This is a genomic window from Vibrio fortis (assembly GCF_000695685.1).
Classification (GTDB): Bacteria; Pseudomonadota; Gammaproteobacteria; order Enterobacterales; family Vibrionaceae; genus Vibrio; species Vibrio fortis_A.
In genome coordinates, this window is record NZ_JFFR01000009.1 from 145344 (window position 1) to 163049 (window position 17706).

17 protein-coding genes are annotated in these 17706 nt (G+C 44.4%); 11 read left to right on the forward strand and 6 right to left on the reverse strand.

The features are described from left to right. The first annotated feature begins 55 nt into the window (after nt 1-55). The 5 genes from VFDL14_RS15660 (at nt 56) to gntR (ending at nt 5191) form a co-directional block, all read left to right on the forward strand. Complete coding sequence (locus VFDL14_RS15660; protein ID WP_032550293.1) at nt 56-613, forward strand: TRAP transporter small permease subunit; 558 nt, start codon at nt 56-58, stop codon at nt 611-613. Further along, nucleotides 606-1928, forward strand: coding sequence for a TRAP transporter large permease (locus VFDL14_RS15655; protein ID WP_032550294.1), 1323 nt, complete (start codon nt 606-608; stop codon nt 1926-1928). Before VFDL14_RS15660 ends, VFDL14_RS15655 begins: the two co-directional genes overlap by 8 nt. A gap of 85 nt (nt 1929-2013) precedes the next feature. Next, a complete protein-coding gene (locus tag VFDL14_RS15650) occupies nt 2014-2520 on the forward strand; it encodes a gluconokinase (RefSeq protein WP_032550295.1) in 507 nt (168 codons plus the stop codon). Nucleotides 2521-2549: 29 nt separating this feature from the next. Then, on the forward strand, nt 2550-4043 hold the full coding sequence (gndA, locus tag VFDL14_RS15645) for an NADP-dependent phosphogluconate dehydrogenase (RefSeq protein WP_032550384.1): 1494 nt from the start codon (nt 2550-2552) through the stop codon (nt 4041-4043). A 146-nt stretch (nt 4044-4189) separates the two neighbouring features. Further along, entirely contained in the window at nt 4190-5191 is a 1002-nt protein-coding gene (gene gntR, locus VFDL14_RS15640) for a gluconate operon transcriptional repressor GntR (protein ID WP_084181835.1), read from the forward strand. A gap of 96 nt (nt 5192-5287) precedes the next feature. On the opposite strand, the gene VFDL14_RS15635 is transcribed toward gntR, so the two are convergent. From VFDL14_RS15635 to VFDL14_RS15625, 3 genes are all read right to left on the reverse strand, one after another. Next, nucleotides 5288-6073, reverse strand: a complete 786-nt coding sequence (locus tag VFDL14_RS15635; RefSeq protein ID WP_032550297.1) for a siderophore-interacting protein — start codon at nt 6071-6073, stop codon at nt 5288-5290. 227 nt (nt 6074-6300) lie between these two features. Continuing rightward, entirely contained in the window at nt 6301-7779 is a 1479-nt protein-coding gene (locus tag VFDL14_RS15630; RefSeq protein ID WP_032550298.1) for a peptide MFS transporter, read from the reverse strand. A 410-nt stretch (nt 7780-8189) separates the two neighbouring features. After that, nucleotides 8190-9560, reverse strand: a complete 1371-nt coding sequence (locus VFDL14_RS15625; RefSeq protein WP_032550299.1) for an L-serine ammonia-lyase — start codon at nt 9558-9560, stop codon at nt 8190-8192. 308 nt (nt 9561-9868) lie between these two features. Here VFDL14_RS15625 and VFDL14_RS15620 point away from each other — a divergent pair, with 308 nt between their 5' ends. Then, on the forward strand, nt 9869-10732 hold the full coding sequence (locus tag VFDL14_RS15620) for a YdcF family protein (RefSeq protein ID WP_032550301.1): 864 nt from the start codon (nt 9869-9871) through the stop codon (nt 10730-10732). 4 nt (nt 10733-10736) lie between these two features. Here the strand turns inward: VFDL14_RS15620 and VFDL14_RS15615 are convergent, their stop codons facing one another. Both VFDL14_RS15615 and VFDL14_RS15610 read right to left on the reverse strand, forming a co-directional pair. Then, nucleotides 10737-11426: a hypothetical protein gene (locus tag VFDL14_RS15615; RefSeq protein ID WP_032550302.1), complete on the reverse strand. Its 690-nt coding sequence runs from the start codon at nt 11424-11426 to the stop codon at nt 10737-10739. Between the two features lie 227 nt (nt 11427-11653). Continuing rightward, nucleotides 11654-11908 carry a DUF333 domain-containing protein gene (locus tag VFDL14_RS15610; protein ID WP_032550303.1) on the reverse strand — a complete coding sequence of 85 codons (255 nt, stop codon included), beginning with the start codon at nt 11906-11908 and terminating at the stop codon, nt 11654-11656. Nucleotides 11909-12147: 239 nt separating this feature from the next. Between VFDL14_RS15610 and VFDL14_RS15605 the strand changes: the two genes are divergently transcribed. The 4 genes from VFDL14_RS15605 (at nt 12148) to VFDL14_RS15590 (ending at nt 15314) form a co-directional block, all read left to right on the forward strand. After that, entirely contained in the window at nt 12148-13080 is a 933-nt protein-coding gene (locus tag VFDL14_RS15605) for an exopolyphosphatase (protein WP_032550304.1), read from the forward strand. 197 nt (nt 13081-13277) lie between these two features. After that, nucleotides 13278-13796 carry an NUDIX hydrolase gene (locus tag VFDL14_RS15600; protein ID WP_032550306.1) on the forward strand — a complete coding sequence of 173 codons (519 nt, stop codon included), beginning with the start codon at nt 13278-13280 and terminating at the stop codon, nt 13794-13796. Nucleotides 13797-14119: 323 nt separating this feature from the next. Further along, nucleotides 14120-14614, forward strand: a complete 495-nt coding sequence (locus VFDL14_RS15595) for a DUF2059 domain-containing protein (RefSeq protein ID WP_032550307.1) — start codon at nt 14120-14122, stop codon at nt 14612-14614. A 94-nt stretch (nt 14615-14708) separates the two neighbouring features. Next, nucleotides 14709-15314 (forward strand): glutathione S-transferase family protein, encoded by a 606-nt coding sequence (locus VFDL14_RS15590; RefSeq protein ID WP_032550308.1) that lies wholly within the window; start codon nt 14709-14711, stop codon nt 15312-15314. 5 nt (nt 15315-15319) lie between these two features. Here VFDL14_RS15590 and VFDL14_RS15585 read toward each other — a convergent pair whose 3' ends face one another. Beyond that, on the reverse strand, nt 15320-16219 hold the full coding sequence (locus tag VFDL14_RS15585; protein WP_032550309.1) for a LysR family transcriptional regulator: 900 nt from the start codon (nt 16217-16219) through the stop codon (nt 15320-15322). A 149-nt stretch (nt 16220-16368) separates the two neighbouring features. On the opposite strand from VFDL14_RS15585, the gene VFDL14_RS15580 reads away from it, so the two are divergent. Continuing rightward, on the forward strand, nt 16369-17331 hold the full coding sequence (locus VFDL14_RS15580) for an NAD(P)H-dependent oxidoreductase (protein ID WP_032550310.1): 963 nt from the start codon (nt 16369-16371) through the stop codon (nt 17329-17331). Nucleotides 17332-17706 lie beyond the last annotated feature (375 nt).

The window sequence follows — 17706 nt, forward strand, 5'->3', positions numbered from 1 at the left end:
TTTTAGCTTCTCTTTTGGAGGGCAATTGCCCTCCGTTTTTTTTGAGTAATACGTTATGACAGATAAAACGCCTCATGCGCCCCAAGAGCAAGAAGAGCAACCAAGAAACATTCTCGACCGCGCAATAATCAAGGTCAGCAATGTTCTAAGTGGTTTGTTCATCTTCACTGTATTGATCTCTTTTTACGAAGTGGTGATGCGTTATGCGTTCGATGCCCCAACTACTTGGGTGCACGAAACCGCTTCTTTTGTAGGTGGCTCGCTATTTATCGTGGGCGGTATTTACGCCTTTGCTGCTAACAAACATGTTCGAGTCGTTCTTATTTATGATTCAGTTTCTTCTCAAACTCGAAAATACCTAAACCTAGTTCACCACTTAGTGGGTTTAGCGTTTGCCGGTATGTTGGCTTACGCCTCTTATTTCATGGTTCAAGAGTCTTGGTTTACACCCTGGGGTGACCTTCGTCTTGAAACATCAGGCTCGGTACTGAATGCTCCGTACCCAGCACTTCTTAAAGGCATCATCTTTGTTTGTCTTTGTATTCTTGTTGTCCAGTTTGTATTGCACCTAATCCAAGAGATTGTAGGGCTAGGGAAGAAAGACGATGTTTGATTTATCTTCTATTGGCATCGCATGGGGCAGTATCCTCATGCTGGTTATGATGATCTGCTTGCTACTTACGGGTATGCAGCTGGCATTTGTAACAGGCTTCGTTGCCATCTTTTTCACACTGTTTTGGTTTGGTCCAGACGCACTGCCTTTAATCGCGAGCCGTACTTATAGCTTTGCATCAGGTTACGTTTTCCTCGCGGTTCCGATGTTTGTATTGATGGCTGCTCTGCTTGACCGTTCAGGCATTGCTCGCGACCTGTTTGACGCAATGAAGTCGGTAGGCCGAAGAGTTCGTGGTGGTGTTGCCGTACAGACCCTATTGGTTGCGGTATTGCTTGCTTCAATGTCAGGTGTTATCGGTGGTGAAACCGTACTGCTGGGTATTCTTGCATTGCCACAGATGCTACGTCTTGGTTACGACCGAAAGTTAGCTATCGGTACAACTTGTGCGGGTGGTGCACTCGGTACCATGCTGCCACCATCTATCGTACTTATTATCTACGGTATGACGGCGAGTGTGTCGATTGGTGACCTGTTTAAAGCGTCATTCCTTCCGGCATTTATCCTAGCGGGCTGCTACATCGGTTATGTTCTAATTCGTTGTAAGTTAAACCCTTCTTTGGCTCCAATTCCAAGTGATGAAGAGATCGAAGAAGACATGGCGAATAAACCGAGCTACTTCAAGGCGCTTTTCTTCCCACTATTATCAGTAGCAACCGTTCTGGGCAGTATCTACACAGGTATCGCGTCAGTAACGGAAGCGTCGGCTCTGGGTGTTGTGGGTATCATGATTTCCGCAGCGATTCGTGGTGAGCTTAACTTCAATATGCTCAAGGAGAGTGCCATTGCAACGATGCGTACCTGCGGCATGATCATGTGGATCGGTATCGGTGCAAGCGCGCTGGTTGGTATCTACAACCTAATGGGCGGTATCGACTTTGTTGAAGAGGTGATTCTAAGCCTAAGTGGCGGTAGCCCGCTCGCAACACTGCTTATCATGATGGTTATTCTATTGGTTCTAGGTATGTTCCTTGACTGGGTTGGTGTGGCGCTTCTAACGATGCCTATATTCGTACCAATCATCACAAGTCTTGGTTACGACCCAGTATGGTTCGGTGTGGTGTTCTGTCTAAACATGCAGGTGTCATTCCTATCACCTCCGTTTGGCCCAGCAGCCTTCTACCTGAAATCGGTGGCACCAAAAGACATCAGCTTGGGTGAGATCTTCAGTTCACTACTGCCATTCATCGGCCTACAGGTTCTGGTACTCGGGATGGTGATTGCATTCCCTGAGCTCGCGATGTGGTGGAAATAATCCACCTCTTTTAAAGACCTAAAGAACCCCCAGATTATATAGACAGCCTCCAGTGTGAGTTGGAGGCTAAGGATAGTATTGTCCAATGAAAGCGAAAAAAATCTTAGTAATGGGCGTTTCAGGCTGCGGTAAAAGCTTGATTGGTAGCGAAATTGCTAACGCTCTAAATCTGCCTTTTCATGATGGTGATGATTACCACCCACAATCAAATGTGGACAAGATGGCAGAAGGCATTCCTTTAAACGACGATGACCGTCAAGGCTGGTTGGAAACTCTAAACAAGGTTTACGTTGAGAATGAAGCTGCAGTGATTGCTTGTTCAGCGCTAAAACCAGCGTACCGCGACATTCTACGAAACAATAATCAAGAGTTGGTAATCGTTTACTTACAAGGCTCATTTGACACTATTTGGAATCGTCATAAGTCGCGTGAAAATCACTATTTCAACGGCGAAGCTATGTTAAAGAGCCAGTTTGAAGCATTGGTTGAGCCACAACAAAGTGAGGCGCTGTTTATCGATATTTCGCAAGACGTCCAAGGTGTTGTTGCTGATGCGCTACAAGCAATTAAGCAGCTTGAGGAGAAGAACTAATGAGCACTTCAGATCTTTCTCAGTCAAGTATGCCTCAATCCAGCATTGCGATGATTGGCCTCGGTGTTATGGGCAAAAGCCTTGCTTTAAATTTACTTGATCAAGGCTTCAACGTGACAGGCTTTGATATCAGTGAAGTCCATCGTGAGCGTGCTGAATCAGAAGCAAAAGAACTCGCGCAAAAAGTCGATAAAGGTAGCTTCTTTAAAGCCGCTGACCTGAACCAAGTTCTCGACTCTCTGGTTAAGCCGCGCGTGATTGCCTTGTCTGTCCCTGCTGGCAGCATTGTTGAGGCAGTGATTGACGATCTGCTAGCAGCTGGCCTTGAGCAAGACGATATTGTTATTGATACGGGTAACAGCCTTTGGACCGATACAGAAGCTCGTGAGTTGAAATATCGTGGCAAACTACGATTCTTCTCAACGGCGGTATCTGGCGGCGAAGTAGGGGCGCGTACAGGCCCTGCACTGATGGCTAGCGGTGACAAAGAGGCTTGGAATTACGTTCAACCAATGTGGGAGGCCATCTCAGCCAAGGTTGACGAAAACGGCTTGCCTGTTGGTCAATTTGATAAGGGCGAACCTTGCGCGGCATATCTAGGCCCTGCAGGCGCGGGTCACTATGTCAAAATGGTGCATAACGGTATTGAGTATGCGGACATGCAGCTCATTTGTGAGGTCTACCACTTTATGTCTGAAGTGCTAGAGATGCCTGCACAAGAGATTGGTAAAGTCTTTGCTAAGTGGAACCAAGGTGTACTGAACAGCTATCTGATGGAGATCAGCGCTGATATCTTACAGACGTTAGATCCAACAACACAGAAGCCGTTTGTTGAAGTGGTGCTTGATAAAGCAGGGCAGAAAGGCACGGGGCTTTGGACGGCAGTGAATAGTCTTCAAGAAGGGGCGCCAGCTCCAACCATTGCTCAAGCCGTATTCGCTCGCGCTCAAAGTAGTCAGAAAGTGGTACGAGTACAGGGCGCGAAGTTGTTGCGAACGCACGTCCAACCAAACTGTGGCAAGGCCAAGCAAGAGACCATCGAAGAGCTACATGATGCACTGTACTGCGCTAAGCTTTCGGTTTATGCGCAAGGCTTTGATTTAATGAAAGCAACCTCAATCAAAGAGGGTTGGGACCTCGATTTTGCTCATATTGCTAAGATTTGGCGTGCAGGTTGTATTATTCGAGCGGTGTTCTTACAAGACATCACCAAGGCATACCAAAGCGATGCTGAGCTGAGCAACTTGCTATTCGCAAATCGTTTTGTCGAGGAGGTTCATGAACGTTCTTGTGGTTGGCGTGCAGTCGTTGCAAACTCGGCATTAACCGGTGTTCCTATGCCGGCTATTAGCTCTGCTTTGGGCTATTTCGACTCACTTCGCTGTGAAGTACTACCGGCTAATCTGCTTCAAGCACAACGTGACTACTTTGGCTCTCACACCTATTCGCGCATTGATAGCGATGAGCAAAATAAGTTTCATATAACTTGGAGTGAAACGCCACGCACAGAAGTTGAAGCTTAGTCCTCATCATTTAAACGTCCTCATTACGGGGACGTTTTTGTTTGTGGTACTACATCAACATTTCGTTAGATAAGGCTTCAAATCCTAAGTCAGTTGGATACACTGTTACCAGTAACATAATCAATAAAAATAATAACTAATTTACTATGTCAAATAAGAAAAAACGCCCTACGTTACAAGATGTTGCCAATTTAGTTGGCGTCACCAAGATGACTGTAAGTCGCTGTTTACGAGACCCTTCACAGGTTTCTGAAGCACTACGAGACAAAATCAATTCAGCGGTTGAAGAGCTGGGTTACATCCCAAACCGCGCCCCAGATATCCTCTCAAACGCAAAAAGTAATGCCATCGGTGTGCTGGTTCCCTCGTTAACAAACCAAGTTTTTGCCGAGGTCATTCGTGGGATCGAACAGGTCACAGCGCCTGCGGGCTATCAAACCATGATTGCTCACTACGGCTATAGCGAAGAACTTGAAGAGCAGAGTATCGCATCTCTGTTGTCTTACAATGTAGACGCGATTATCCTCTCTGAAAATGTTCATACAGAACGTGCTCGTAAGATGCTCCAAACTGCATCAATTCCAGTTATCGAGATTATGGACTCTGTGTCACCGCGCATCGAGCAAGCTGTCGGTTTTGATAACTTTGATGCTGCGAGAGAAATGACTAAAGTGATGATTACCCGAGGCCGTCAAAATATTGCGTATCTTGCGGCTCGAATGGATGAGCGTACTCGCTTAAAGATGGCGGGTTATGAGCATGCAATGGAAGAGCACGCGCTCGCGCCGCTGACGATTCAAACCGAAGACGCCTCCTCATTTACCTTAGGTGCAAAGCTGCTTGGCGAGCTGCTAGAAACGCACCCTGAGGCTAACGGCATCTTCTGTACCAACGATGACTTGGCAATCGGTGCCTTTTACGAATGTGTTCGCCGTGGTATTCAAGTGCCTGAACAAATGGCGATTGCGGGCTTCCACGGTCATGATATTACGATGACAATGACACCGCGTTTAGCAACGGTGATAACTCCAAGGGAGCAGATAGGGAAGGTCGCTGCTGAGCAAATCGTTTCGCGTTTGCAAGGCAGAACCGATTGGACGGCTAAGTTGGACTTAGGTTACGCGATTGAGCTTGGTGAAAGTATCTAGCTGCTTATTCTAATCATTAAAAAAACGCCCTTTCCGTTCTCAGTTAAGGGCGTTTTTCATGTTCAGGCTGCCAGTCGCCAAATCGAAAATCGGAATTTAAGCCTCGGCTTGCGCTTTAGCGTCTTCTTGCTTTAACACTTTATGGCCATCTTCACTCACACCACGTTTCCAATAGCTGCTGATGTAGATGTTCTCTTTAGCCACTTCCTTGTCATTACGAAAGTATTGACGTAAGGCGCGCATGTTCTCGAATTCACACGCTGTCCATACTGCAGCAGTACCTTCAAGCCAAGTGAGCTCTTGAACCTTATCGGACAGTGATGATGCTTGTTCTGATTCTATCAACCAGATGATCTCAAGCTGACTTGGTGCGTCCAATGGCTGCTTGTCCTGATCTGATGTGATTTGAATAACAGCATAACCTTTTGCATCACGCGGTAGGCTTTTCACTTTTGCAGAAAGAGCAGGCAGTGAAGTCATATCAGCGGCCAAGAAAAACCAATCAGCGTCTTTGTTTAAGCCTTGAACAAGGCCCGGGCCACCAATGGTGATCGTTTCACCTTCTTGCACGTTCATTGCCCAACGAGCTGCGAAGCCACACTGTAGGTCAACGGTGTTGTGGCGAACAAAGTCGACTTCAATTGAAGGCACGTCTGGGTTGAACTCGCGAATCGTGTAAGTTCGCATGGTTGGGCGTTTGCCCTGCTCAAGAGTCGTCAAATCTGTTCCACCCAACTCATTAAACATCAACTTGATGTAACCACCTTCACAATCATTAGGAAAGCGACTTAGACCGTCACCGCTTAAGGTGATGCGCTGCATGTTTGGTGTGATGGTTTTGGTACTTGTAACAGTAACTTGGATAGGACTTGGCTTACTCATAATGGACTCTCTTTCTCTATAAGCTAACTATCATAGTAGCCTTCATTAAATGACTCAATAGTAATGGTTATCATTTACATGAATTTACGTCATGCACTTTTAGCATAAACTTATTTGCAGGAGAAAGGCGTGAGTAATGAGGGGAAATAAAAAACGCCCTAATCAGGTATTAGGGCGTTAGTGGCGTAATTACATAAAGTAATTACTGTGCAGGCTGGTGAGTGGAATTAGCTATTTGCTTCTTCTAGCTCAACCGCTTGCTCTGCATTTTTAGCTGCGTCTAGCATCTTACGAATAACAAACGAAGCCGCCATTGCGATGGCAACCATCACAACTGCTAGTACTGTTAGAAGCTGGAAGTAGTCACCGTAAACCGTTTGAACGATCTCTTGAGTGATCTCTTGGCCTTTCTCTAATGCGATTGACGTAGAGAATACTGCACCAACGATACCAGATAGCGCGATAGCTACAGAGAATAGACTTACAGAGAAGTTCTCAATGTGCTTAGGTGCTACAGATAGGATGAAGGCAACAACCATAGAACCTACGATAACTTCTGCAATTGCTTGGAAGAAGTGAATCGCTAGGAAGATCTCTGGACGGATAATTACGTCTTCACCAACTGTTGTTACAGCGAATGTTAGGATACCAAATGCAATCGCTGTTAGTACGAAAGCCAATGCTACTTTAGTCGCTGTAGATAGGTGAATATCACGCTTTTCTAGCATGCCGAAGAAACCAGCAACGATAGGACCACCAACCATACACCATAGAGGGTTCATCGCCATTGCCGCTTCAGGCTCAAGTGGAATGAAACCGAATAGAGAACCTTTAAGCGTGTTGATCGCAACCATGTTCATTGAGGTCATCATTTGACCGTAGTACACGAAGAAACATGTGGTTAAGAACGTGATGATTAGGATAGTACCCATCTTCAGAGACTCTGCCTTGCTCGCTTTGAACATCAGAGAAACGAAGTAAAGGATAGCCGCGCCGCCGATTGCGTAAACGATGTTTTGGCCAACGTCCATGTTAGAGAACATGAAGAATACAAGACCGATCATCGCAATTGAAAGGGCACCAAACATTGCCCAGTTTTTTACTGGAACTGGTTTTTGATCTAACTCTGCACCGACTTCAACAAGGCCTTTGCGACTCATGATAAGCATACCAAGCGCTGCAGCGGCCATGATGCCAGAGATAGCGAAGCCACCGTGGAAGCCAATGACCAGCACGATCATTGGGAATAGGTATTGACCTAGGAAAGCACCCACGTTGTTGATCGAGTAGTTGATTGGGTAGCCTTTCTCAAAGTCTTCTTGAGAGTTGAACGTACGCTTGTATAAGCTTGGGTAAGATGGTGACATCAAACCACGACCGTAACTTGCTAGTGCGATACCACACATAGAAAGAGGAACGTTGGTTGCCGATGCTCCTAAAACTAAAAGTACGTAACCAGATGCGAATGCTAAGAAACTGATGGTAAGAGAGCGGTAAGCACCAAGGAATTTATCGGCAATGAAGCCACCAGCGATAGCAAATAGAGGACCGATCGCCGAAAAGGCACCCACGATCATCATAGTATCTGCTTCGTTGTAGTTTAGGTCTTCAAGGAAGAAACGGGTTAAGCTAACGAGTACGCCATAGAATGATAATCCAAACATCATTTGGCAGAACATCATTGATTTGTTTAATCTATTCCACATTATTTTCTTCTCACATTTATATTTAGATATAGTGTAATCACCTAATTATAATATCATTACTAGCAAGACATAAAATGAAACATTTGTCTCATTAGAGCTTTAACTCGCCGTACCTTTTCTTATGTTGGCATTGATATTTTTCATGAATGAAAATTGCAAGGTAAGGTTGCGCAGGGCGATGTCTCATTACTTGAAAGCGGTTTCAATCTAAGTCCCCAGTTAATAAAGGGAATTTGATTAAAGATTAATCGCATGTGTTTCACAAAGAGTGGTGGTGATTTATAAAAAGACATTTCCAAGTGAACAAAAAGCCAGCTCGGAGGCTGGCTTTGTTTTAAATTTGGAAACTTAGTTTACCATTGTGAGGTGTCGCTTCAATTCAAGTTAATGAGGCTGACCATCAAAGTTATTTATTCACACGGTGGTGCCATATGAATCACAGCTAGACCACCCAAAGACGTTTCGCGATACTTTTTGTTCATGTCTTTGCCGGTTTGGTACATGGTTTCGATCACCTTGTCCAAAGAGATTAAACACTTGCTGGTGCGCTTCAATGCCATTCGAGAGGCGTTGATCGCTTTCATAGCCCCCATTGCATTACGTTCAATACAGGGTACTTGTACTAAGCCACCAATTGGGTCGCAGGTCATGCCTAGCGAGTGCTCCATGGCGATTTCAGCGGCAATACAGATTTGCTCATTGCTACCACCACGCAGTGCAGTAAGGCCCGCAGCCGCCATTGACGAAGAAACACCAACTTCACCTTGGCAGCCTACTTCAGCGCCAGAAATGGAAGCGTTGGTCTTGTATAAGATGCCAATCGCGCCAGATACTGCAAGGAAGTCCTTAAGCTGTTTAGTATCGAGCTCTTTGATAAAGCGATGGTAGTACATCAGAACGGCTGGAATAACGCCTGCAGCTCCGTTTGTTGGTGAGGTAACCACTTGGCCACCAGCGGCGTTCTCTTCGCTTACTGCGAAAGCAAACAGGTTAATCCAATCCATGATCTCCATCGGATCGTTTTCAATCGCGGCATTGGCTTCCAGCTTTTTCAGTAGGGCAGGAGCACGTCGAGTTACCTCAAGACCACCGTCAAGAATCCCCTCAGTTTCAAAGCCACGCTCCATACAGAGTGACATCACTTTCCAAATCTGCTCTGTGCGCTGATTGATCGCTTCCATGTCTTGGAATGAGGTTTCGTTACGCAACACCAAACCGCCTAGGCTCAGACCATTTTGGTCAGCTAGAGCAAGCAATTCATCTGCAGAGCTAAAGGGAAATTCAACCTGTGTTTCTTGCTCTTGCTTACCGTTTTGGAGTTCGTCTTCTGTGGCAATGAAGCCGCCACCAATCGAGTAATAGGTTTCCATATCGAGCAGTGTGCCATCTGCGTTAAATGCAGAGATGGTCATGCCATTTTCATGTAGGGGTAGGTTGGTGGTGTGAAACAGCATATCGGTCTCAACGTTGAAATGAACGTTATGGTGACCACTAACGGCAAGGCTCTTATCTTCAATGGCTTTTTGCATCGCTTGATTGGCACTGCTGATTTTAATCGTATCAGGCTTATTACCCAATAGACCCAAAATCGTAGCGCGGTCGGTGTGGTGCCCTTTGCCTGTTAAGGAAAGAGATCCATAAAGGTCAATTTGCACTCTCGCCACTTCTTCCAGTTTAGAGGCGATTTTTTGAGTAAACTGAAACCCTGCGATCATTGGTCCATTGGTATGCGAGCTGGATGGACCAACGCCAATCTTATAGATATCAAAAATAGACAGCATAATAACTTCCTGTGAAGGGTTCGCTTCGTGCGAACTCTGATGTAACTGTTTTTACATACCTCGCTTCTTATGAGCATAGTGTATGAATGATATTGTTATGTTTTATACTCATGGGCATTTGTTCCATGTGTCAGGGAAAAGGTGATAATTTCCTCTTCTCACTGCTACACGGTTGACTACCTATAAAGTTGCCATCAATAGAGAGCGTTATTGCGAGCAACTCATGAGAATTTAAAAATACTTTTGTTAACAACTATTGTATACATAATTCACTCTATCTAATTGCGAAAACGAGACTTGTACATTAAATGAGCATTAAAAACCTTGTAGTTGTTCTGGGTAAACGGCTAAATAAGAATGAATTGACTACAGAAGGACAAGGTAGAGTTGAAGCTGCCATCGATTATCTGGTAAGTCGCTCAAATGACGAAGTAGCGATCGCATTTTGTGGTGGTGTAACACCGGGACAAACTCTGTCTGAAGCCGAAGTGATGTATGAGTACTTTTTGCAACTCGAGAGTCAGCGTGAATCACCTTTGAGCGTTCAAGCGAGGCTATTAGAGAAAAAATCAACCAATACGATAGAGAACATTCATAACTTGGCGCTGGAACTCATTGAAAGCGGCCTGTTCGAGAATGGTCAACAGTTGAATGTGATATTCGTGTCCAATGATTACCACTTACAGCGCATTTTTGAAATCCAATCATTAATGGATGCGCAAGGGTTGCTTAAGGTGCTTGAAGAGCGTTGTGGTCAATTGGGTGTGTCTCTGAATATTGAGCGAGATATCGATCAGCATGTTGTGGTGCCTTATCCACATACGACTGTACAAGGTCAGCTCTTTCTATTGACTGACAGTCTAACGACTTACCGAGTTTACCTTGAAGGCACAGTAGCAGGGCGTTTTGTTGGGCAAGAACAGCAGACTCGTAAAATACCTGCTCAGTTGGGGCTAGAAGCGATCGACAAAGCGACACAACTATCAGAGAGCGATCAATTTAGTTTGCTAGATTCGCTGTTGCCTCTACTGCACAACTGTATCGAAGAGACTCCTGTGGGAACGGACAAAGAAAAAGTCAGGGAGTATCTCGCATTGCTGGATACCAACCTGACTTTACTGAACCGTTATCTCGATCCAGAACAAGATTTGGATACTCGCTGGTGGCGCTAATCGATTATGACGATTGCTTTGCCTTGTTTCTGAATCCGTTGACGGTTTTAACGCTAGCAAAGGCAATCAAACAGTAAGCCAATAGCTCCGTGCCTTCCTCAGCGATGATTTTGACTTCACGTACATAATCAGCGCCCATAATGTTGTGCCAAAAGCTACCCATGCCAAACAGACGAGAAAAAACAAGCAGTAGCATCACACCAGTAATCAATAGGTTCATGTGTGGCGAGGCTAGGATATACGCAATTTGATCGAGCGTTTGTTTGCCATTTTTGATGGCGTAAAAAATAGCACTACCGGCAACCAAGATTGCTGGATAAACCCATGCCCCGTGAGTAATCATATCAAACCAAAAGTCCAATTCGCGTGTCAACATCACAGCAAAGAACGCGCTCATTAATAAGGCGGCATGCTTAACTTGGCTGGTGTGTTTCGCCATATATAAGAATGACAGCGAAGAGGTCAATAGAAGTAACTGTTCTAGGACTTCAGTGACAGACAGTTCACTTAACTCACCACCGATTAAGACGTAATCAATGCGTAGCGCTAGGTTGACGATGATACCGATGGCGAGAACGATAAGCGCGGTTTGGCAGCGCTTGAAAATCACTTGAGACGTCGATTGAGAGATATTGAATTCAGGGATCTCTAGAGACATCGAGCTTCGGTCGCTGTTTTTGGTTTGGCTTTTCATAATGAACTATCTGTAAATAAATGTAACACAGAGCACATTTTATAGGTCGCAAGAGCACTAATGTCAGAGGAATGTCAGGAATAAAACAGTGTTCATTTGTGGTAAGTACTGTAAAAGCAAAGGATTACAGTAAAAATAAAACGGATCAGTTTATAAGGTAGTCTTTATTTATCAATAAGATAAGAGGAAGTGTTCAAGTGGCACCCTGGCCACTTGAGATAGAGATGTTAGCTTTCAGCCTTTTGCTCGTGGTTTTGGCGATAATATTCCCATTGCTCAACACGGTCGCCGTTTTCAAAGACACAGTAGGTCGTGCGCTGCTCATTTTCTGTCACGGTGTCAAGCTCTGCTCCCTGTTGAACACAGTACACGGCAGCAGGGTTAGCCACTGAAACTCGTTCTGACTCACTGTATTGGTCGTACTCGCTCGCACAACCCCCTAAAACCAAAGTGAACATTGCCATCAAGCCAATTGTTTTCATGCTATCTCCTTAGCAAGGTTAGGAAGCTCTTTTAATGAGTATATTTTAGAATCAGGAAAAATCCGTGATTATTTAAGCAACAGGTTGAATTAGTATGATAGTCCGACAGATTTAGAGCTATTTTGAGTGTTGGATCAAGCTTACTTATATTGCTTGCATATGGGTTAAGTGAATGGCTTGATTATAGATATTCTGTGCGGTTATCTTAGCTTAATATGTTTGATGACAAAGGAATGAAAATGTCAGAGCAAAAATACCGACTCGTTACCCGTAGTGACTTTGATGGCCTTGTGTGTGCCGTACTTTTAAAGCAACAAGACCTCATTGATGACATTAAATTTGTTCACCCAAAAGATATGCAAGACGGCATCATTGAGATCACTGAGAACGATATTGTCACCAATTTGCCTTACGTTCCCTCGTCATATCTGACTTTTGACCACCACCTTTCTGAGACCATCCGTAATACGGGTGAGCGCACTAACCATATTATCGACCCTGATGCGCCTTCAGCTGCACGTGTTGTTTGGGATCATTATGGTGGTCTTGCGACTTTCCCTGAAGAGTGGCAAGAGATGATGGAAGCGGTTGATAAAGGCGATTCAGCACAGTTCAACAAAGATGAAGTGTTGGATGCGCAAGGTTGGAACTTACTCAACTTCCTTATGGACGCGCGTACTGGTCTTGGTCGTTTCCGTGAGTTTAGAATTTCCAACTACGCTTTGATGATGGACCTGATTGATTACTGTAAGAACCATACGATTGATCAGATCCTCGAACTGCCTGACGTGAAAGAGCGCATCGATCTCTATCGTGAGCATGAGCAGAAGTTTAAGGAACAGGTGACCCGCTGTGCACAGGTCCATCAAAACCTGGTGTTCTTAGACCTTACTGACGAAGAAACTATTTACGCGGGTAACCGTTTTATGATTTATGCGCTGTTCCCAGAGTGCAATATCTCGATTCATAAGATGTGGGGTTTCCAGAAGCAGAATATTGTATTTGCGACTGGTAAATCTATCTTCGATCGCAGTTCTAAAACCAATGTAGGTGAATTGATGTTGCAATACGGTGGCGGCGGTCATATCGCAGCTGGTACCTGCCAGATTGCGATTGATGAAGCGGCTCAGGTTCAACAAGCTCTGATTGAAGTGATTACTGCAGACGGTTAAGTCTATTTGAAAGCAGTACGCTGATTGTGAAAGCCTTACATGGAACTCGACAAGGGTAAACATGTAAGGCTTTTTTCATTTGAGAGACTTTAATGTTTATAAGCTTTGGCATTGTTAAGCATTGAATCATATGCTCGAATTCAATCTATTGGTGATTGTGATATGATGCCGCCAAATTTTGCAGAGCTATAACGACAATGAGACACCTAAAAACAACGATTCACCCTGATATTGAGCACTTAGATAACCAAACTGTGTACAAGCGTAACGCCGCTCGTGCAATTGTGTTGGATGGTGAGAACATTCTGATGCTATATACAGAGCGTTACCACGACTACACCATTCCTGGGGGCGGCTTAGATGAAGGTGAGGACGTTATTGCGGGTATGGTTCGTGAGCTGCAAGAAGAGACAGGGGCTCAGAATATCCATGGCATTAAACCATTTGGTATTTTCGAGGAGTTTCGTCCTTGGTACAAAGATGATGCCGATATCATGCACATGATCTCCTACTGCTACACCTGTAAAATTGATAGCGAATTGGGTGATACAGCTTACGAGGATTATGAACTTAAGAACGGAATGAAGCCGGTGTGGATCAACATCCATGACGCTATCGCTCATAACGAAAAAACCATGGCTGAAAGCCCTAAGAAAGGCATGAGCATTGAGCGTGAAACGTTTCTGCTGCATTTAGTTGCTAAAGAGATGCTGTAATTCACAAGCTTACATGGGGTAGCAGTGTTAGTGCTGCCCCACACATTACTACTTTTTTATTACGTCCCAACCCCTCTTATTATCTTCCAGTCTATCTCCTGAACTCCTCCAATCTCTGTTCTATTACTCCTCATGTCGCATATTTGTAATGTTTAGCGATATTTGCTCGATTTTATAACGTCAAATGATATAAGTTCTCAATATTGCCTTTTATGTCAATGAATTAAGTGATAATCATCCGGTAACAATGGGATGTTTTTCGTCAAGAAATTTTGGTTTGTACCGTTAGGATTATGCGTTATTGCATATTGAGAGAGAATAAAATGAAAAAAGTCGTTATTGCGTTAATGTTGTTATTGCCGTTGCATTTATCAGCGAGTGATCTTTCTAAGGCAGAAAAAGTGGATGCGTTAGTTGAGGTTATGAATTTGGACGAGATGCTAGATTCGATGAACATCCAGATAAATAATATGATCGGTAGTATGCACACACAGTTGGAGGTCTCTGAGTCTGAACGTCCTCTCTTTGAAGAGTATCATCAAGAGGTGCTTGCGATTATGCAAGCTGAGTTGAGCTGGGAGCAGTTTGAACCGATGATGGTCAACATCTACAACAAACATTTTTCTGAAGAAGAGATCACCGCAATGTTAGAGTTTTATCGTTCAGAAACGGGTCAAAGTATCCTGAGTAAAATGCCTATTGTGATGCAAGAGTCGATGGTCACAAGTCAAGCATTAGCACAGCGAGTGATGCCAAAAATTCAAGCGCTTACGGAAGAGTTTCACAAAAACCTGAAAGAGCACCGAAAGCAAGAATAGCAGACTCAATAATAACTTCAGCGTTGAATTGGTCGCCAAGAGAGTGAACTTTTGGTAGGTATCGCAACTACGCCAGAAATAACTAGGAGGTCATATGGATTTGGTTCTCTACAGTGCCGCTGGGTCGAACAGCTCCGAACGAGTGGAGTGGGCACTGAACTACAAAGGTATTTCATACAATAGGGTAGAAGTGACCTCACAAGAGTTACAAACAAGCTATCTGGTGATCAATCCGTTTGGATATGTACCTTCACTTTCTGTCGATGGGGTGGTGCTCTCCGAATCGATGGCTATTATCGAATATGTCGAAGAGGCCTTTGACGGTCGTACTTTGTTGGGAAACGAGCCGTTGGTTAGAGCTAGCGTGCGTCGGGTGTGTGAGTTCGTTAACTCGACCATACACTCTCCACAAAATCGCACGGTGTTGCGTTTCTTGCGGCCCGAACTTGTGGAAGATTCGAAACGAGCACTGCGCGGAGAATGGATCACTCGAGGTCTTGATAAGCTGAGACCGTCGATCTGCCTAGACTCAAGGTTTGCGATTGGCCGTCAATTCACTCTGGCAGATATTTTCATCGCTTCTATCTATAAAAAGGCGCTACAACACGGCTCTGCGCCTATCTCTTTTTATGACTCTCATTTGAATAATTTGAGAGGTATCGAACGCATAGCAAGCTCGGAGCCAACAAGGCTCGATTAAATGGCCTATTGGGTGATCTTTTCATACAAGAAGTCGATCAATACGCGCACTCGGCGGGCTTTTTGTGTGTTTCTGTGGAAATAGAGATAAAGTCCTGCGGTATCTCCCCAATGCTCTTCTAAGACAGGAATTAACTCGCCTGACTCGAACAGAGGCTCAACCATTGGTGAGATAATACGCCCAATTCCCAATCCTTTTTTGGCCGCGTCAACCATGAGGTCAGTGTCGTTCACAGTAAGAGCTGTCGGGATTTTCACATGGACAGTATTACCATTGTCGATCATGGGCAGAGGCGCGACTTTCTTTGAGGTGATAAAGCGATACTGGATTTGTCTATGTTGTGACAGCTCACTGATGCTCTGGGGCATGCCGAAAGCAGCGATGTAAGAAGGGGAGGCGAACACGGCTTCTTTAAAGTTTGGAGTCAGTGGTTTGGCGATCATACCTTCTTCGACCTTGTCACCAAAACGAATTCCCAGATCCATACCCTCTTTGAGAATATCGACCGTTCCATCAAAGATAGATATTTCCAACTGTATTTCAGGAAAGCGCTGGCAAAATTCCACGTATATTGGCTCAAGTAAGTACTGATAGACGAATCTGGGAACGGTGATTGAGACACGCCCTGACGGTGTTCTACTTAGATCAGCGACGCTTTCGACGGCAAATGAGAGATTGCTGATGGCATCCAAAGTTCTTTCATAAAGTGCATGGCCAGCCTCTGTGAGTTCGACACGACGCGTGGTACGCGTAAATAGTGGCAGACCTAGCTCACTCTCAAGAGACTTGAGCGCTTGGCTAACCGAGGGGGGAGCAACCTCTAACAGCCTTGCTGCGCCCGAGATTGAACCCTCTCGCGCAATCGCATGAAACATAAGTAGTTGATTATACGTTGTTCCCTTCATTAGTTGTCTCCTACAGTCATATCAGGTCTATTCTATTTTAGTTTTTGTTAGTTTATACCTAATAGTTAATTAAACATTAAGCCTCTAAAAATAAACAATAGCGACACGTATGATTTGCTCATCCACCAATGACGATGAAGAGAATGAATATGAGCAAAACAGTTGTTATTTCGGGTCACCCGAATTTAGAAGAGTCGTACACAAACACAGTTATTCTCGATACTTTGCAAAATGGATTGGATGACGTGTCTGTACGTCGTTTAGATACGCTTTATCCGGACTACAAGATCGATGTAGAAGCTGAACAGCAAGCGCTTATTGAAGCGGATGTGATCGTCCTTCAGTTTCCATTCTACTGGTACTCTGTGCCAGCTCTGATGAAAAAGTGGTTGGACGATGTTATGGCGTTTAGCTTTGCCTATGGTCCTGAAGGTGACAAGTTAAAAGGTAAAGAATTTTTCTTATCTTTCACTGTTGGTGGTCCATCTGAGTCTTATGATCCACTGGGTTATAACCATTTCACTATTGAGCAGCTCGTGTTCCCTCTGCAGCAAACAGCGTACCTTGCTGGAGTGAAATACAATAAGCCAGTGTATAGTCACCGAATGGTTTACATTCCAAATGTATACAACGAGTTAGAAGAGGTACAAGCGCGAGCGAATGACCACGCAGAGCGACTGATTGCCTCAATTCGCCAAGTAACAGAGTCTGACGAAGCTCGCCTGCACCGCTTCGTGGCAGAGTGGTTTGGTCAATTTGATCAACTCCCAGAGCAAAGCGATTACTTCTTGGAGCATCTTAGTGAAAAAGTTGAGATGACGATGCCGGAAGGTAAGTTTATCGGTCACTCAGGGTTCGAAGATTGGTACGCGATAGCTCGCGCTACATTCAAGCCAAATTGTGAGCACGATGTAGAGCAGCTTGCGATTAAGAAGGTAGAACAGGGCTATCAGTTGGATTTACGTATCCGACTAAAGGCAGATACGTACTCAAACTCGTTATTAAAAGGTGAGTCATTAGAGCTTTCGGTCAATGAAAAATGGCAGTTGTCTCTAGATGATCAAGGCAAGGTAACGATTCATGAGTACTTGGTGACGCCTCTAGTAAGTTAAACCCCTATCAATGTTCAATGAAGCAAATGGGCTGTAACGGCCTATTTGTTTCATTATCTGACATCACCCAGCGTATCAACGAAGGCAAATCTTCTTCGTTTTTGTCGAATTTCTGTGCCATGGTTTATGTGCGCTTGCTACCAATCACATTTCCCTTTCTTATCTTTATCGTGATGCGCATAACAGAATTTAATAAATTCGGTAACGTTCCCGAAATTTATCGATATTATCCATCCCAAGGTCACAAGCCAGATGTTTTTCTAAGTATGAATATGCATCAAAACATCGGGTTATTATCTGTTTTCTATTCTTAAATCGCCTATAAATTTTATTGGGAACGTTTGCAGAAATTCTTAATATCATTACGTGGGGCAA

Bases quoted from the DNA above. Each gene is read 5' to 3' on its own strand.
- VFDL14_RS15660 (WP_032550293.1), top strand. From the start codon at position 56: ATGACAGATAAAACGCCTCATGCGCCCCAAGAGCAAGAAGAGCAACCA.
- VFDL14_RS15655 (WP_032550294.1), top strand. From the start codon at position 606: ATGTTTGATTTATCTTCTATTGGCATCGCATGGGGCAGTATCCTCATG.
- VFDL14_RS15650 (WP_032550295.1), top strand. From the start codon at position 2,014: ATGAAAGCGAAAAAAATCTTAGTAATGGGCGTTTCAGGCTGCGGTAAA.
- gndA (WP_032550384.1), top strand. From the start codon at position 2,550: ATGCCTCAATCCAGCATTGCGATGATTGGCCTCGGTGTTATGGGCAAA.
- gntR (WP_084181835.1), top strand. From the start codon at position 4,190: ATGTCAAATAAGAAAAAACGCCCTACGTTACAAGATGTTGCCAATTTA.
- VFDL14_RS15635 (WP_032550297.1), bottom strand. From the start codon at position 6,073: ATGAGTAAGCCAAGTCCTATCCAAGTTACTGTTACAAGTACCAAAACC.
- VFDL14_RS15630 (WP_032550298.1), bottom strand. From the start codon at position 7,779: ATGTGGAATAGATTAAACAAATCAATGATGTTCTGCCAAATGATGTTT.
- VFDL14_RS15625 (WP_032550299.1), bottom strand. From the start codon at position 9,560: ATGCTGTCTATTTTTGATATCTATAAGATTGGCGTTGGTCCATCCAGC.
- VFDL14_RS15620 (WP_032550301.1), top strand. From the start codon at position 9,869: ATGAGCATTAAAAACCTTGTAGTTGTTCTGGGTAAACGGCTAAATAAG.
- VFDL14_RS15615 (WP_032550302.1), bottom strand. From the start codon at position 11,426: ATGAAAAGCCAAACCAAAAACAGCGACCGAAGCTCGATGTCTCTAGAG.
- VFDL14_RS15610 (WP_032550303.1), bottom strand. From the start codon at position 11,908: ATGAAAACAATTGGCTTGATGGCAATGTTCACTTTGGTTTTAGGGGGT.
- VFDL14_RS15605 (WP_032550304.1), top strand. From the start codon at position 12,148: ATGTCAGAGCAAAAATACCGACTCGTTACCCGTAGTGACTTTGATGGC.
- VFDL14_RS15600 (WP_032550306.1), top strand. From the start codon at position 13,278: ATGAGACACCTAAAAACAACGATTCACCCTGATATTGAGCACTTAGAT.
- VFDL14_RS15595 (WP_032550307.1), top strand. From the start codon at position 14,120: ATGAAAAAAGTCGTTATTGCGTTAATGTTGTTATTGCCGTTGCATTTA.
- VFDL14_RS15590 (WP_032550308.1), top strand. From the start codon at position 14,709: ATGGATTTGGTTCTCTACAGTGCCGCTGGGTCGAACAGCTCCGAACGA.
- VFDL14_RS15585 (WP_032550309.1), bottom strand. From the start codon at position 16,219: ATGAAGGGAACAACGTATAATCAACTACTTATGTTTCATGCGATTGCG.
- VFDL14_RS15580 (WP_032550310.1), top strand. From the start codon at position 16,369: ATGAGCAAAACAGTTGTTATTTCGGGTCACCCGAATTTAGAAGAGTCG.